The sequence below is a fragment of the Bacillus canaveralius genome (assembly GCF_002860125.1).
GTDB lineage: Bacteria > Bacillota > Bacilli > Bacillales > Cytobacillaceae > Bacillus_BJ > Bacillus_BJ canaveralius.
Genome location: NZ_PGVA01000001.1, coordinates 76,853 through 91,954 on the forward strand (window position 1 = coordinate 76,853; position 15,102 = coordinate 91,954).

Consider the following 15,102-nt stretch of genomic DNA (forward strand, 5'->3'; position numbering starts at 1 on the left):
ATTAGAATCTCGTACACCTCGACACCACGAATAAAGAATGCATAAAAAGGCGTGCTTTATGGAAAATACAGAAGAGCTTTCATTTATCTGGTTCGAGTTTTTATTTCATTATTTATAGCTGGAGGTTGGTTTTTTTGGCAACAGAAATATTGGTACTTATTGTACTGATAATTTTAAATGCATTTTTTGCTGCATCTGAGATTGCATTAATTTCATTGAATGATAATAAAGTAAAAATGATGGCTGACCGAGGCGATAAAAAGGCAATCATGCTCCATAATCTTCTTTCAGAACCTAGCCGTTTTTTGGCTACGATTCAAATCGGCATCACACTTGCCGGATTTTTAGCAAGTGCCTTTGCCGCTGAGAGTTTTGCCGGGCAATTGGCAGAAACGCTTTATAATCTTGGTGTTCCGCTTTCCAGGGATCTGCTTGCCACGATTTCGGTAGTCGTCATTACACTGGTGCTGTCCTATTTTACATTAGTGCTCGGCGAGCTTGTCCCAAAGCGGCTTGCTTTGCAAAAAGCCGAAGCGATTGCGAATTTTGCAGTGGCACCTTTAACGTTCTTATCTAAAATATCTTCCCCGTTTGTAAAATTATTAACACTATCAACGAACTTAATTGTCCGTATGTTCGGAGTCGATCCGAATGCCGATGATGAGCATGTCACCGAGGAAGAAATTCGCATGCTCGTTGACGTCGGCAAAGAACGGGGAACGATCGAAGAAGACGAAAAAATGATGATTAACAATATTTTCGAATTCAATAACAAGACAGTTTCGGATATCATGACGCATCGGACAAACATAGTTGCGATCCCGATTGATTATACCCTAAAAGACACGGTCGAGCTTGTAAGTATTGAAAGATACACGAGATTTCCGGTCTATGAAGAAAATATCGATCATATTGTTGGAATCCTCCATGTTAAGGATTTAATCCAGTTTGTTGAAAATTCTGAAGCGAAAAAATTCAATCTCCGCGAAATGATACGTGCCCCTTTTTTTGTCCTTGAATCAAAAAGAACGGATCATTTGTTTAAGGATATGCAAAAAAACAATGTCCACATGGCGATAGCAATTGATGAGTATGGTGGTACAGATGGAATTGTTACAATCGAAGATCTGATCGAGGAAATCGTTGGCAACATTTTTGATGAATATGATGAACCTTTAGCGGGTGATGAGGAAATTAAAGAACTCGGACCGAATACTTATTTGATGGCGGGAACCACCAATCTTTATGAAGTCGAGGATATTGTGGACAGAGAACTGCCAACCCAGGAGTATGATACATTGAGCGGATTTGTAATCGGGCAGCTCGGCTATATACCTCCGGTTGAAGGCCAGCCTTCCATTGAGACTGAAAATATTGTGTTCACGGTTGTCGAAATGGACGATAAACGGATTATGAAAGTGAAGGTCGAGGTTAAGGAAGAAACCGATTCGCCGGAGTAATAAATCGATTGCTTCTTGGCCGTATATTAAAAAAATAGCATAAAAGTGAAGCTATCTAATTTCTCTGGGATTGTGGGACTGGATAGCTATTTTTTCAAGCTCAATTTTCATAATGTTTAAAACAGTTAGATTAGTTGTACTAACTTAAAAACCTCTCCCATATACTGCAATTAGAACATGACGAGGAGGGTTTATATGGAATTTCATCAAGTCTATGATCCGATGGGAAATTCATTTTTTTCTACGTTGCTAGCGGCTATTCCAATCCTGACACTACTATATTTGCTTGCATTTCATCCTCATAAAGATAAGCTTGGCAGAACCCATTACGGGATTGCTGCTCCGCAAGCGGCGCTTATTGCCGGGGTGGTCACCATTCTTATGGCAATACTGCTGGTAGACATGCCTGTTTCTTCTACTTTAGCCGCTTTTGGTTATGGTTCTTTTTTTGGCATGATTCCGATCGGCTGGATTGTTGTGGCTGCAATGTTTTTGTATACGATTACATTGGTTACTGGTCAATTTGACATTGTGAAATCATCCATTGTTTCTTTATCTTCTGACCGGCGTATCCAAACACTTCTGATCGCTTTTTCCTTTGGTGCTTTTATTGAAGGAGCTGCAGGCTTTGGCACTCCGGTGGCTATAGCGGGAGCACTGATGGTTGGGCTCGGTTTTCGGCCCATGGCGGCAGCTGTCCTCTGTTTGATTGCAAATACGGCTCCGGTTGCGTTTGGAGCAGTAGGAACTCCGATCATTACGTTGGCGACTGTCACCGGTCTTCCAGAAATGGCGTTGTCGGCAATGGCAGGGCGTCAGCTTCCTTTTTTCTCAGTGCTCGTGCCATTTTGGCTTGTTACCACCATGGTATTTATGCATAAAGGAAAATGGAAACAGGTTTTAGAGATTTGGCCCGCCATTTTGGTTACAGGTGTCACATTTGCGCTAACCCAATTTTCTGTTTCCAACTTTATCGGACCGATGCTTGTTGATATTTTAGGAGGAATTATTTCTATTATTGCGTTAATTTTACTTCTCAAAGTATGGCAGCCTAAAAATAAATTTTATCTGCCTGGAGAAGAGGAGGTTATAAAGTCTCTTGAACAGCAGGAAACTAAGTATAAATCAGGAGAGGTGGCCAAGGCTTGGGCGCCGTGGGTGTTCCTGACGCTTTTTGTCTTCATGTGGGGCCTGCCACAATGGAAGGGGCTCCTGAATTCCTTAAATATTTTTGGTATTAAGTCATTGTATAGTATTCCCGTTCCTTTTTTGGACCAACTAGTTTTCAGGACCCCGCCTTTAGCAAATGAGTTGGTCCCGGAGGCTGCGATCTTCTCATTTAATTGGCTTTCGGCGGCCGGTACAGGAGTATTTTTTGCGGCAGTCATAAGCGGTTTGTTCCTGCGGATGAACAGTGAACAGTGGAAGCTCTCTGTCATCCGAACGGCGCAGCGAATGAAAACACCCTTGATTACGATTGCTTTGGTTTTGGGATTAGGATTCACAACGCGCTATTCAGGCTTAGATGCGATTCTCGGTCTTGCCTTTACGAAAACAGGCATATTTTATCCTTTCTTCGCCGCGATGCTGGGTTGGCTGGGAGTCTTCCTAACCGGGAGCGATACTTCTTCAAATGCTTTGTTCGGAAGCATGCAGCGAATTACAGCAGAGCAGTTGGGCCTCGATCCCGTGCTTATTGCCGCATCCAACTCAACGGGGGGAGTTATGGGGAAAATGATTGATGCCCAGAGCATTGTCGTCGCAACCGCTGCCTGCTATGAGGATCGCAACGAAGGAGCTAATGCAGTAGGGCCAATATTCCGGGCGGTCTTTTTCCACAGTCTTGCCCTGGGCGCTTTAATGGGAGTTTTAGTCATGCTGCAAGCGTACGTGTTTCCTTGGATGATTCCGGCATATTGATCTTTAAATGATAGGCTGTTTTTACGGGATCATGGCTGGATAGTGATTTTGTGAAAAGATGGACTAATAAATCATTGAGGCAAATTCCCTATGGATTTTGCCTTTCTCTTTTAAAATATTGCGCTAATTTTTTAAAAAACACGGTATAATTAGGGAAAATTCACACTTTTAGAAAAGCTAAGAGGCGAAAATAAAATGCAGAAATTATCCGAATGGGGAATGAATTATTTAAACAATCTCAACCTGCCGTTGGGAAGTCCGTCATACCGCTATTTAGAACGCATTTGTCATGCGCATTTAACAACGATTCCGTTTGAAAACATCAGCAAATTGCTCTATTTCCGTGATAGGCAGCAACTTGGTTTTGCGATTCCTCCTTTTGATATGTTTGTGAATAACTATCGTCAATTTCATTTTGGCGGGACTTGCTATTCTTTAAACTCAAATTTGATGTCCTTATTAAAAGAAATCGGGTTTGCCTGCTATCATATTATGCTTGGAAAGGAACATATCGGGATCATTGTCGATGTTGAGGGAGAAAGAGTATATGTGGATTGTGGTGCCGCAGCTCCTTTTTTTAAACCAGTAAGGTTCGAAAATGATCCAAATAACGTTTCTCAATTTGGAGACGATAAGGTTCAGTTATTAAGAGTTGATGGAGAAAAACATCAATATAAATATGTTCGTTATACGCAGGGCAAGCAAAGCGGAAATACATGGGAGTTCAATTCCAAGAAAGCATTTGAGCTTGCTGATTTTAGTCATGCAATAGAAAAGTCCAATCAGCCGGGTGCCACTTTTATGTCAATTTTACGATGCCAGTTGTGGCAAACCGAGAAAGATAGGAGCGTATCCCTCGTGAACAATCAATTTTCAATTCGATACGCAAACGGAAACACCATCAAAAAAACACTAACATCAGCTGGGGAAATTGAAAAAGTAATCACTGAAGAATTCCTGCTGCCTAAATTACCGGTGGCTCAGGCAATTGATGTGTTGAAGGAATTGAAGGTTGATATTTTTTCAGGAAAGTAATGAATCGAGAAGGAGCAGTTTCTAAACACGATAATGGCGTATACTCTAAACAATAATCTTAATTATACTTAACGAACTTAAGTTGATAAACGATGTTAGGTTAAGGAGTAAGTTCTCCTCGATAAAAAAAGAGACCGGTCAGGGTCTCTGCTGTGAATGATTTTTTATCCAAGCCGCAATATATGTTAAGTCAGGCTTTTCCACAACCATTTTTACAGTAAAATCTTCTGCTTGTTTTTCATCTACATCCAGAGTGTATCCATTGATCCATAAAAACTGGTGTAGGCAAACAAAAGCTGTTCTTTTGTTCCCGTTATGGAATGGATGATTTTGTGCCAAGCTTTCGAATAACGCAGCGGCTTTTTCTTCAATATTCGGATAAGCATCATTTCCAAAAACTGAAGCCTTTGGCCTGTTAATTGCACTATCCAATAATTCAGCGGATTTTACGCCAATGGTTTCTTCTGGTGTGTATTTTCTAATAACAACACCATTTAAAAAGATAGCCTGCTTATGTGTAATATATTTCGTCATCACTCAGATTCCTAACTTTTAACGGTCTGCCAGGTTTCGCAGTGTTTTATCGTATTTTTTAAACATCTCTTGCATACCCTCAAGAAAATCCTGATCTATATCTTCAAATCCTTCCATGTTTAACAATCGTTTCTTTTCAAAGGAAACCTTTCCGTTCTTTTCAATATTAAAAATAACTTCGTCTCCTTGTTTCACATTTAAATGCTCTAATACCTCGGCAGGAAATGTCACGCCTAAGCTGTTTCCAATTCGAGTAACCTTTCTTTCCACAGGTTTCACCGCCATTTTAGTCATAATAAGTTTCATTCCTCATTATTAGCATATGCTGACGAATTTATAACAGTTTATTTTATTTTACTGTTATAACTATTATAATCATTATACACCTTTAGATTTGTATGTAAACTAAGAGATATAAAGATTCTGAATTGCAGCATGTGTGAAAAATATAAAACGAGGCGCTTTTTTTTCTGAACAGAATACTGCTGTTAGTACACAAAATCACCATAAATTTTTTGCAGGGTATTTGCCTTTTGATATAGAAGGTTTTTGAAAGCAAATGAAAGGAGTGAAAATATATTGATTGTAAAAAGACGGACTGTTCCATTAAAAATTCAAGTTGGCGAGGCATTGCTAAGGAGGCTTCCTGAAGGAGCTTTTTCCCGGGAAGAGTTGCAGGGAGATTTGGAAAGAAGGAGAGCAGGCTATTGGGGAGAACAGTCTATAGATCACTATTTAAGCTTCCTGGATGAAAAGAAGTATCTTATTTTTCATGATTTAAATCTCCCCAGGGGTGAGTATACGTTCCAGATTGATACGCTCCTCCTTACAGCCAATCTAGCGATTATTTTAGAAGTCAAGAATATTGCGGGCACATTATTTTTTGATCAGCTATTTCACCAGTTGATTCGGACGAATGCGAATGGTAAAGAAGAAGGCTTTCCTGACCCAATTACACAAGCAAGCCTGCAAAAATATCAACTGAACGAATTTTTGCACGAACTGCAGGTACCTGATATACCGATAGAATATGCAGTAGTGATTTGCAATAAACACAGTATTTTAAAAACAAATCCCGGCCAAGAGAAGATTTTTCGAAAGGTATTCAAAACTCCCCATCTCCTCAACTGGATTCAAGCCTTGGAAAAAATGTATCCGAAAGAAGTCCTCTCGTCAAAAGAACTTCGTAAAATCAGCCGCCAATTGATCAAAAAAAATACCCCTCCAAGAAAACTTTTTCTTGATCGCTACCTTACTTCAAAAGATGAGTTAATAACCGGCGTTTATTGCCCTTTTTGTTTTTATATTCCCATGCAGCGAATGAAAAGACACTGGCATTGTCCGGATTGCAGCACGAAGTCTCGAGATGCCCACATGCTTGCATTGCGTGATTATTTTTTGCTGATTGATTCGAAAATAAGCAACCAGCAATTTCGTGATTTTGCACAACTGTCATCAAGAGATATTGCATCGCGATTGCTCATTTCCACAAATTTTCCCAGCTCGGGCACGACAAAAGGAAGGTTCTACTTCCCGCCAGCAGATTTATTTAATGTTACAATTTTAGATAAAAAGGGTTTCGCTTAATTAATTTGAATTTCCGCTTAATTAATGATTTTTTCGCTTAATTATTGGTGCGAACGCTTAATTAATGCCTCGTTCCGCTTAATTCTAGTCAATTTCCGCTTAATTATTTTTTCACGACTGATAGAGGGTTTATGGGTAGCGAGTTAACTCCCCAAGAATAGTGAGTTGTCCAATTGCCATTTCAAAAATGACTCAGGAACGACAAAAAGCTGCACGATTCATAATGAATTGCACAGCTTTTTGTGTCTTTTTGTCCTGATTTTTAGAAAATTAGCTTTGGCATCTTGCAGGTTACAGAATGTTTAACTCGGACAGCGCATGCGGATTGATAAAAAACTAATCTGTAAAAAAGTTCTCCGTATAATAAGGATGCGCTTCGGGGTTAAAGGCGACTCCGACACCGAGAAATTCGTATTCTGGTTTTAAAATATTTTCTCTGTGCCCAAGTGAGTTCATTAGCCCTTCGTGTGCAAAAATGCTGCTGAATTGGCCTGAAGCAAGATTTTCTCCTGCAACTGTAAAGGAAATGGCATCCTCTTCCATGCGGTCGAATGGAGACTGGCCTTCAAGATTGGTGTGATTGAAATAATTATTTTCCGCCATATCCAAACTGTGTTTGCGTGCCGTCTCTTTTATTTGGTCGTCCCATGTTAAGATAGGCAGGTTATGATTAACCCTCGTCGCATTTGTTAAATCAAACAATTGATACTCAAAGCCTTCCCTCAACTGTGGGCTTTCCGCAGCGTAAAAATCCTGCTTCGCTTGTTCAAGCTCTTTACTGATGATTTGCATGGAGGTAACGGTATTGTTTTTGTGGATATCATAGAAAATAGTTACATAGTTGTTATCCAGCAAAAACACATCATAGTCCCTTTTCTCTTGAAACTGAAAATAAACCAGCCCTTTGCGGATTTGTGATAATGGCTCCCCTAATTGTGCGAGAACCGTTTCTTTCGGGGTCCCGAGCTTAATGTCTTTTGTTGATGTAATTAAATCCTGGCTCGTGTATAGTCCAGCCACTTTATCATTCTCATCATATGCCAGCATGAAAAAGTTTTGATAGCTGTCATGGTAGGCGTTCCATTCGGTTCCGTATTCATTGGCAGTTGACCGTTTCGGAGCTCCGATTTGTTGTTCAACAGCTTCCTTTGAATCTCCAATTTCAATATTGTAGACCGAGAACATTTGCTTAGCGGGAGCAGACAGATTGGGTTTTTCAAGCTTGTTAATCGGTTCTGGCTGTTCGTTTTGCCGGGGTTGTTCTGCAACTCCATTCAATTGTCCAGCCAGTTGATTTATTTCATCGTACAAAGTATCAATAGCAGCGGAAAAATCTATTTTTTCTATATTCGAGCGAATATCGTCGATAACCGGTGCTTTATATAATTGTTTATCATAGACAGTCCATATTAAAAATAAGCATAATAAAAAAACAAAAAACCGTCTCAACTCATCGCCCCCATTTCTTAATTTTTGGAATGAATAAGCTGGTCACCCTCAACTGCTATATAACAACAAAGGGACGGATAATGCAACAATAATACCCTATTATCATATTAAAAGCTAATGGAAAGAGATTAATGTGTACGTTTTACGATAAAAAAGAAGCAGGGATCTGCTTCTTTTTTAAAACTCACCATCCGCTTGCGTAAATGGGATGTTCAGCCTGTTTTCGACTGCACGCAGCCGCTGGTTTAAGCGTTGCAGCCGCCGCGTATGGCGTTCATCATTTTGATTTATCCTTTGAATTTCCTGGTTAATGCGGCCGATCTCTCTATTCAACCGGGTAATCTCCTGGTTTTGCCGGTTGTTTTCCCTGTTTAGCCGTTCGTTTTCTCTTGTCTGTTGTTCACTTTGCCTTTCGAGCGCTGCCACTCTTCGTTCGAGGGCCGGCTGTCTCTCATAGTCATACTGCGGGTGCATATACGGATCGTAATTCGCTGTGAATTCGTCAGGTTGCTGGGGGACATATCCGGGATAAAATTCATAAGGGTTCATAAAGCATCTCTCCTTGATATTTTTATAGAGGGGGGCTATACTCTTTTACGGGAATTTCCCGTTCGAGCATGATAAATCTCTATAAACTATGCACGTTTGTGCCGGGTGACTGGGCGAATAACTTTATAAATACCCCGGATTTTTAATGGTTTGACAGAAGGAGTATTTTTGGTGATGATCAAGAAACAAGCCGCCAATACGCGTTGTATTAGAAAGGACTGGACGAATTGTATTTAACCATAAAAGAAACAGCGGAATTTTTATCCGTTCCGGAAACATACGTTGAAAAGATGGTACAGAACAATCAAATTCGCGCTATCCATGATGGAGAACAAATTTTAATCAACAAGGAACAATTCAACACACATCTAAAACAAATGGAGAAATATAAGGAACTAATCGAAGAAGTACTAAATGAACCTATTCCTGAGGATTTGGATATTAAGGATGAAGATTAATATACTAACTGTCATGAAAAGCAGGACCCATACACACAATGGTCTCCTGCTTTTTTTGTTGGATCAATGCACTAGATTAATGACTCACGCTTTCCTGGTTCATAATAACTTTGGATCGGATTTGCTTTGTTAAATGACTTAATAAACCAAATCCTATGGCCCCGGCCGCCGCCAAAACAAGCCATGGCCAATTGCGGTCTTGCAGGCTATTTGTAAAATATGCACCAAAATAGTTCCCGCCGGTTGCTCCGAGTGCAAAGGAGATCTCAAAAAAACCAAAATATGTAGCATGAAACTTACTCCTTGTGAAATTGGAGACCGCTAGATCAGAGGAAGGCAGGACCAATGTTTCACCGATTGTGAAAAAAAGGATGCATGCTAAAAGCCAGTATGGAGAAGCATTCAAACTTATTGCAGCAAGAGCCAGTAACATGATCAGGAAGCCGGCTTTTATCAACTTTAATGAATTAAACTTCTCATAGAAACGTCTGAATAACACCATAAATATAAGCCCGGTGATAGCGTTTACCGTAATGACTAGACTAACCATCTGCTCACTATGGCTGATGTTGTACATATGCAGGGGAATTGAAACTGTTAGCTGCGCAAACATGAACCAAAAAAACGTCATCGCAAAGCAATAATATAGAAATAATTTGTTTTTCTTAATGTCGAGCATCCCTTTCAAAAATGATTGTTGTTTCTGTGTAATACTATTTGCATTAATTTTCACCGACTGGAACAACGACAATATGTAAAAGATGAAACCACTGAATATAAAAGGATAGCTTGGATTAAAAAGCAGGAGAAAGCTTCCCAATAACGGGCCAATAATCGCGCCGGCATTGAGACAAATATTCAAATATGAAAATGCCTTTCTTCGAATCGACTCATTTGATTCAGACGAAAAAAACGCCATTGCTGAGGGCTCATACGAAGCGGAGCCCAATCCTATTAAAACGGCAGCAACAATTAGGACATAAAATGATTGGGACGTGCCCAGCATAAGCAGACCTGTTCCTCTTATCAACAATCCGCTAACCATCATCTGTTTATATCCAAACCTGTCTCCCAATCCTCCCGCAACGACGGGGACTCCTCTGGACACAATCGTGAGTAAAGATAGAATAGTTCCTGTTTCTAATGCAGAATAATGAAGATTAAGAGAAAGATGGATGGCCAGAAATGACATGACCGCGAACCCTGCTATATTCATCAAAAAAGCAGACAGTAAAATGACCTTTAAGTCTTTATGCATATACTCCCTCCATTTGTAACCATCATTAACTTATGATGGTTACGTGTCTTTTATGGTAAAATATTTTCAGGAACAATGCAACCAGTAATTTTGAATGGTGGTTACCTATATGAAAACTAGTGAAGATGCACAACAACTCTTATTATTTTTAAATACATGGGAAATCCCCAATCATGATCGAAGACCGATAGAGCATTTGCAGACAAAACAGCAATTGCTTGAATTCGCCAAAACTCAAATCGGATTTACCAGCGAAATCGATAGTTTGAAAGAAGCAGTGTCTTTTAGAAATGATGTAAGAAAAATGATTGAATCGGGCGAAGCAGACTATATCAATACTTGGATTATCAAAAGAGGCCTGCAATTCAGAGTTCACCGTATCGATGCAAAAGAACGATTCTCACCATGGTTCACATCAGAAAAGGATAGCTTGATTGACTTCATGTTGACGAATATGATGGAATTGATCGTCTCTGGATCTTTCCAGCGCATAAAAATATGTCCGGATTGTAAATGGGCATTTTTTGACCAGTCAAAAAGCGGGACAAAAAAGTGGTGCAGTATGAACGTAAACAGTCCATCTGGAAGGGCTTGCGGGACGATTGCGAAAGTAAGACGGTTCAGGAATAAAGAGAAATAACCATAAAATCTGCATTATACAAAATCAAGTGATCATATCAAGGGAGTGACCGCAAATGAAACTGTCCAATTTCGAAGATTCTATTGAAGATGTCATACTTGAGCGGGGCCTGGATTATTTTCAGAACGGACGGGTTGAAAATGTAATAGAAACCACCGATGGTTATACCGTTGAAATAAACGGATCAGATTATTATACGGTCGAAATCTATCTTGGACATGAAGATCAGGTTGTTGATTCATTTTGTGACTGTCCCTATGATTGGGGTCCCCATTGCAAGCATATAGCAGCTGCCCTGTTTGCGATCCGGGAGAAGGAACTGAAGCCGAAAAAAAGTAATAAGAAGAATGCGGCCAGGAATATAGCAGAGTTATTCAACTTTGCCTGGACGGTGAAGAGACTGATGCTGATTATCGTGGCCTCGTAAACGAGTGGAAGCGGAATCGTTATCAGGCATATGAGCTGCTTAATGATGTTGCAAATCAACGTGAATTAGCGTATGACCTTTTATTTCAGCAGGATTATGATTATTTTTAGAAGCTAAAAGAACTCTATCAACCTGAAGAGTGGGACGATGTTCTTGATAAGATTATTAAAGATTTTGACTCATCCTACCAGTCTTCCGTTTATGAGAAAATCTTGATCGAAGAGAATTTAACATCCAAGCTGCAGGAATATTGCCAGCGCCATCCTTCCTATATCACAGATTTTTATCCGCAACTGACCGGTGAATTCAGTGAGGAAGTAGATGCACTGTTTAAGGATTATATTGAACAGTCAGCAGCCGAAGCTTCAAACAGGAAGAAATACTATAATGTTTGCCGGATTATCAAACTGTATAAAAAAGCGTGCGGAAAAATCAAAGCTGACGGGCTCATCGAAGCTCTAAAACAAAAATACGAGAGGCGGCCGGCCTTTGTGGACGAGCTGGGGAAGATTAAATGATAGGAGAATAGCAGTGAGCAGAAAGGATATTGAAAAGAAAGTATATAGCTGTGCTTCAGAACTTCTACATGAAAAAGGATACGTCAGTCCTGTCGATCTGCTTATAAAAATGGACCGGCTGACCAAAAAACAAGTGGAAGAGTGGAGATTCGGGAAGATTCCGTATTTAGAGAGGGTGACGATCGGAAATCTCTCAAAATTACATCACACTCTCCAGACATTAGAAAAATTTGCAAGAAAAGAAGAGCTTAAATCATCGAAAACAGTATATATGCAATGGGGCAAAGGGGCAAAGCGCCCGCTTCGTTTTTCAAAAACAGGGAATCCACATATGGAGGGGATGTATTCTACTCATTATGTAAGGATGAAATCTGAAAGACAAACAGATCTTAAATCCAATGGGTAGTCTTTCTGTTATAACCATTTGAATTTCAAAAGAGCTTGGGATCACCAGGCTCTTTTGAATTTAAAAGTTTATAATTATGTTTCCCTAAAATTTATATTTTTCGAAATTGAGTATTAGTTTTTGAATTGAAACAGCTAACACAAGATACTCAAGTTATCTAGAGTTGTAAACACAGAGATCGAGCCTGGAACCTCTCAAGAATTGTGTTCATTCAATCCCGTATTTTCTCATCTTTTTATACAGTGTTGCTCGCGACATTCCTAATTCACTAGCGGTAATGCTTTTATTACCATATGTCTTTTGAAGGGTCTGAAGTATACGTTCCTTCTCTAGTCGTTCTTTTTCAAGAGAAAGTGTCAGAACAATTTTTCCGGACGGCGTTGAGTAATCCTTTGTTTTCGGCAGCAGCAGGGAAATGTCTTTTTCAGTAATTTCATTGCTTTCGTTTAGAATGACTATCCTTTCAACCAGATTGCGTAATTCACGTATATTGCCTGGCCAATGGTAGCAACTTAACCGATTCAGAGCTTCCTTATGTACGGCAGGTATCGGTTTGCTATACTTCAACGTGAGATCTTTAAAGAAATGATCAATCAGGTAAGGGATGTCATCAATGCGTTCTCGGAGAGGAGGAATATCAATAGAAAAAACGTTGAGCCTATAAAATAGATCAGACCGGAATTTTCCTTCTTCTATCATATTTTCTAGAGTTCGATTAGTGGCAGCAATAATTCTCACGTCGACCTTTTTCGGAGCTTGGCCACCAATTCGATATATTTCTTTTTCCTGTAGGGCCCTCAATAATTTTACCTGCATATCAAGTGGAAGCTCCCCGACCTCGTCTAAAAATAGAGTACCTCCACTTGCTAATTCCAATTTTCCAGGCCTGCCGCCTTTCGAAGCTCCCGTATAGGCTCCAGCTTCATAACCAAATAGTTCACTTTCAAATAAAGCAGGCGGAATTGCGCCGCAATTAATGGCAATAAACGGCTTATTATTTCGCAAACTTTCTTCTTGGATTGCTTGTGCAAACAGTTCTTTGCCAACTCCGCTTTCTCCATTGATAAGAATGGTGGCATCGGTCTTGGCTACTTTTTTTGCATCTAGAATAATTCGTTGAATATCTGTGTTTTTCCCTATTAATTTATTAAATGGATCTTCGGTATGATTATTATTGATTCGTTGTTTTAGCTGTTGTAATTCTGTAGAAGTTGTTGTTAGCTTTTCGTTTAACTTGATGGTGGAGGTAATATCTTTTTCCACTGACATACTTCCTATCAGTTCATTATTTTCATTGTAGATTGGAGAGGCACTTATTAATACATGCTTGTCGGGTCGTGGAATATGATACATATCCCGTACGGAGTGCTGGCTTTGGAGAACCTTTAAGTTCATGATATCCTCTTGTTCGAAAAACTCCTGAATGTTTTTTCCGATGATCTTTTCTTTCTTTATTTGATAAGTGTTCTCTGCTGCCTCGTTCCAAAAAATCATTTCTCCTTCCATATTAATGATTGAAATCGCTTCTTCCAATGAAGACAACAAGGTGTGCAGGGTATGAAGGGCAAAGGAATCCTTTTGTTTCAAAAAAAATCACCTCATTAATCGAAAAGTGTATACAAAATAAACACTAGGTATGCAATTTTGTCTATAAAAGAATACACTCTTACAGCCATATTGTAAACAAAACTTGCAGAAAATTAAAAAAAGTAAAGGTTTTGAAATTGGCACACTTCTTGCATGTATAAAGAGCAAAGGTAAAAACCTTATAAACAACGTGAAAACAAACAAAGGGAAGAGAAAGTCTGGACCATCAGGAGAAAGAAAGGGGGGGTGGGATGTTAGTGATCAATGGTCAAGAACAAAGAAGTTTGGTAGATATGAAGGAAGTCATTGAACAGGCGGCAGTGGCTTTGCATGAATTTTCGGCTTCCCGTACTGTAACGCCTATCCGCGGCTCATTGCAATTCGGGAATGGGCAAAACACTGCATTAGTCATGCCGTCGGTTGCAGAACAGCTTGGCACCTTAGGATTGAAAGTGGTAACGGTGGTGCCAAGCAATAAAAACTCAGGAAAGAAAACGATAAATGGTATGGTCTTGCTTTTTGAGTTTGATACAGGTGAACCGCTTGCCCTGCTGGAAGGTTCCTTTTTAACAATGATTCGAACTGGCGCCCTTTCAGGAGTAGCGACGAAGCATTTATCGCGCCAGGATTCCAAAACGCTTACGATCATCGGAACAGGGGAACAAGCCAGGGGTCTATTGGAAGCAGTGCTGGCTGTACGGGATATTGAAAATATCATCCTGTATAACCGTACTGAACAAAAAGCCAACAAATTTGCGGAACTGGTTAGTAGGGAATTTAACAAAAAAGTGCGAGTGTATTCAGATCCCAATGAAGCAGTCCGAAAAGCCGATATTATCGTCACTGCCACCAGTTCTTCGGAACCTGTTTTTTCGGAACCGTTACACGCTGGAGTTCATGTGAATGCAGTCGGTTCATTCCGGCCGACGATGCAGGAGCTGCCGTCGCATGCCATTTCTGCAGCTGACAAGGTAGTGGTGGAAGCGAGGGATGCCGCTTTGGAGGAAACAGGGGATTTGCAAATTCCAATCCGGGAAGGGGTCTTTGGCGAAAATAATATCTATGCTGAGCTTGGCGAATTGGTCAGCGGTGAACGGACCGGAAGGGAAAACGACCAGGAAATTACCATATTCAAGTCAGTGGGACTCGCCATCGCGGACATCGTCGTTGCCAAATATTTATATGAAAAAGCATTGAAAAACGATATAGGGACCAGAATTCAGTGGTAATCCCACTGTTTATTATCTGGAATTCTATAAGTCAATCATTTAAAA

At 40.0% G+C, this 15,102-nt stretch carries 16 protein-coding genes; 10 read left to right on the plus strand and 6 right to left on the minus strand.

Features of this window, described 5'->3' with window-relative positions; genetic code table 11:
- Nucleotides 1-134: 134 nt before the first annotated feature.
- From CU635_RS00335 to CU635_RS00345, 3 genes are all read left to right on the plus strand, one after another.
- Nucleotides 135-1,460, plus strand: a complete 1,326-nt coding sequence (locus tag CU635_RS00335) for a hemolysin family protein (protein WP_101575188.1) — start codon at nucleotides 135-137, stop codon at nucleotides 1,458-1,460.
- A gap of 195 nt (nucleotides 1,461-1,655) precedes the next feature.
- Entirely contained in the window at nucleotides 1,656-3,380 is a 1,725-nt protein-coding gene (locus tag CU635_RS00340; RefSeq protein WP_101575189.1) for an L-lactate permease, read from the plus strand.
- Between the two features lie 195 nt (nucleotides 3,381-3,575).
- Nucleotides 3,576-4,415, plus strand: coding sequence for an arylamine N-acetyltransferase (locus tag CU635_RS00345; protein ID WP_101575190.1), 840 nt, complete (start codon nucleotides 3,576-3,578; stop codon nucleotides 4,413-4,415).
- A gap of 138 nt (nucleotides 4,416-4,553) precedes the next feature.
- Here CU635_RS00345 and CU635_RS00350 read toward each other — a convergent pair whose 3' ends face one another.
- Nucleotides 4,554-4,949, minus strand: coding sequence for a type II toxin-antitoxin system death-on-curing family toxin (locus CU635_RS00350; RefSeq protein ID WP_101575191.1), 396 nt, complete (start codon nucleotides 4,947-4,949; stop codon nucleotides 4,554-4,556).
- Nucleotides 4,950-4,967: 18 nt separating this feature from the next.
- Nucleotides 4,968-5,219 carry an AbrB/MazE/SpoVT family DNA-binding domain-containing protein gene (locus CU635_RS00355; RefSeq protein ID WP_180960017.1) on the minus strand — a complete coding sequence of 84 codons (252 nt, stop codon included), beginning with the start codon at nucleotides 5,217-5,219 and terminating at the stop codon, nucleotides 4,968-4,970.
- 309 nt (nucleotides 5,220-5,528) lie between these two features.
- On the opposite strand from CU635_RS00355, the gene CU635_RS00360 reads away from it, so the two are divergent.
- Nucleotides 5,529-6,536: a nuclease-related domain-containing protein gene (locus CU635_RS00360; RefSeq protein WP_101575193.1), complete on the plus strand. Its 1,008-nt coding sequence runs from the start codon at nucleotides 5,529-5,531 to the stop codon at nucleotides 6,534-6,536.
- A gap of 336 nt (nucleotides 6,537-6,872) precedes the next feature.
- On the opposite strand, the gene CU635_RS00365 is transcribed toward CU635_RS00360, so the two are convergent.
- Nucleotides 6,873-7,985, minus strand: coding sequence for a CAP domain-containing protein (locus CU635_RS00365; protein WP_245917222.1), 1,113 nt, complete (start codon nucleotides 7,983-7,985; stop codon nucleotides 6,873-6,875).
- A 177-nt stretch (nucleotides 7,986-8,162) separates the two neighbouring features.
- Nucleotides 8,163-8,534 carry a coiled-coil domain-containing protein gene (locus CU635_RS00370; protein WP_101575194.1) on the minus strand — a complete coding sequence of 124 codons (372 nt, stop codon included), beginning with the start codon at nucleotides 8,532-8,534 and terminating at the stop codon, nucleotides 8,163-8,165.
- A gap of 227 nt (nucleotides 8,535-8,761) precedes the next feature.
- Here CU635_RS00370 and CU635_RS00375 point away from each other — a divergent pair, with 227 nt between their 5' ends.
- The gene (locus tag CU635_RS00375; protein ID WP_101575195.1) at nucleotides 8,762-8,992 is read left to right on the plus strand and encodes an excisionase family DNA-binding protein; all 231 of its coding nucleotides are present in this window, start codon (nucleotides 8,762-8,764) and stop codon (nucleotides 8,990-8,992) included.
- A 76-nt stretch (nucleotides 8,993-9,068) separates the two neighbouring features.
- Here CU635_RS00375 and CU635_RS00380 read toward each other — a convergent pair whose 3' ends face one another.
- Nucleotides 9,069-10,250 (minus strand): MDR family MFS transporter, encoded by a 1,182-nt coding sequence (locus CU635_RS00380; RefSeq protein ID WP_101575196.1) that lies wholly within the window; start codon nucleotides 10,248-10,250, stop codon nucleotides 9,069-9,071.
- A 109-nt stretch (nucleotides 10,251-10,359) separates the two neighbouring features.
- On the opposite strand from CU635_RS00380, the gene CU635_RS00385 reads away from it, so the two are divergent.
- The 4 genes from CU635_RS00385 (at nucleotide 10,360) to CU635_RS00400 (ending at nucleotide 12,241) form a co-directional block, all read left to right on the plus strand.
- Complete coding sequence (locus CU635_RS00385; RefSeq protein WP_180956593.1) at nucleotides 10,360-10,890, plus strand: CGNR zinc finger domain-containing protein; 531 nt, start codon at nucleotides 10,360-10,362, stop codon at nucleotides 10,888-10,890.
- A 55-nt stretch (nucleotides 10,891-10,945) separates the two neighbouring features.
- Nucleotides 10,946-11,317: an SWIM zinc finger family protein gene (locus CU635_RS00390; protein WP_101575198.1), complete on the plus strand. Its 372-nt coding sequence runs from the start codon at nucleotides 10,946-10,948 to the stop codon at nucleotides 11,315-11,317.
- Between the two features lie 212 nt (nucleotides 11,318-11,529).
- Complete coding sequence (locus CU635_RS00395) at nucleotides 11,530-11,835, plus strand: hypothetical protein (protein WP_101575199.1); 306 nt, start codon at nucleotides 11,530-11,532, stop codon at nucleotides 11,833-11,835.
- Between the two features lie 13 nt (nucleotides 11,836-11,848).
- Complete coding sequence (locus CU635_RS00400) at nucleotides 11,849-12,241, plus strand: hypothetical protein (RefSeq protein ID WP_101575200.1); 393 nt, start codon at nucleotides 11,849-11,851, stop codon at nucleotides 12,239-12,241.
- A gap of 207 nt (nucleotides 12,242-12,448) precedes the next feature.
- On the opposite strand, the gene CU635_RS00405 is transcribed toward CU635_RS00400, so the two are convergent.
- A complete protein-coding gene (locus tag CU635_RS00405) occupies nucleotides 12,449-13,828 on the minus strand; it encodes a sigma-54 interaction domain-containing protein (protein ID WP_101575201.1) in 1,380 nt (459 codons plus the stop codon).
- Between the two features lie 251 nt (nucleotides 13,829-14,079).
- On the opposite strand from CU635_RS00405, the gene CU635_RS00410 reads away from it, so the two are divergent.
- A complete protein-coding gene (locus CU635_RS00410; protein ID WP_101575202.1) occupies nucleotides 14,080-15,057 on the plus strand; it encodes an ornithine cyclodeaminase family protein in 978 nt (325 codons plus the stop codon).
- Nucleotides 15,058-15,102 lie beyond the last annotated feature (45 nt).

Bases quoted from the DNA above. Each gene is read 5' to 3' on its own strand.
- CU635_RS00340 (WP_101575189.1), top strand. From the start codon at position 1,656: ATGGAATTTCATCAAGTCTATGATCCGATGGGAAATTCATTTTTTTCT.
- CU635_RS00345 (WP_101575190.1), top strand. From the start codon at position 3,576: ATGCAGAAATTATCCGAATGGGGAATGAATTATTTAAACAATCTCAAC.
- CU635_RS00350 (WP_101575191.1), bottom strand. From the start codon at position 4,949: ATGACGAAATATATTACACATAAGCAGGCTATCTTTTTAAATGGTGTT.
- CU635_RS00370 (WP_101575194.1), bottom strand. From the start codon at position 8,534: ATGAACCCTTATGAATTTTATCCCGGATATGTCCCCCAGCAACCTGAC.
- CU635_RS00380 (WP_101575196.1), bottom strand. From the start codon at position 10,250: ATGCATAAAGACTTAAAGGTCATTTTACTGTCTGCTTTTTTGATGAAT.
- CU635_RS00385 (WP_180956593.1), top strand. From the start codon at position 10,360: ATGAAAACTAGTGAAGATGCACAACAACTCTTATTATTTTTAAATACA.
- CU635_RS00390 (WP_101575198.1), top strand. From the start codon at position 10,946: ATGAAACTGTCCAATTTCGAAGATTCTATTGAAGATGTCATACTTGAG.
- CU635_RS00410 (WP_101575202.1), top strand. From the start codon at position 14,080: ATGTTAGTGATCAATGGTCAAGAACAAAGAAGTTTGGTAGATATGAAG.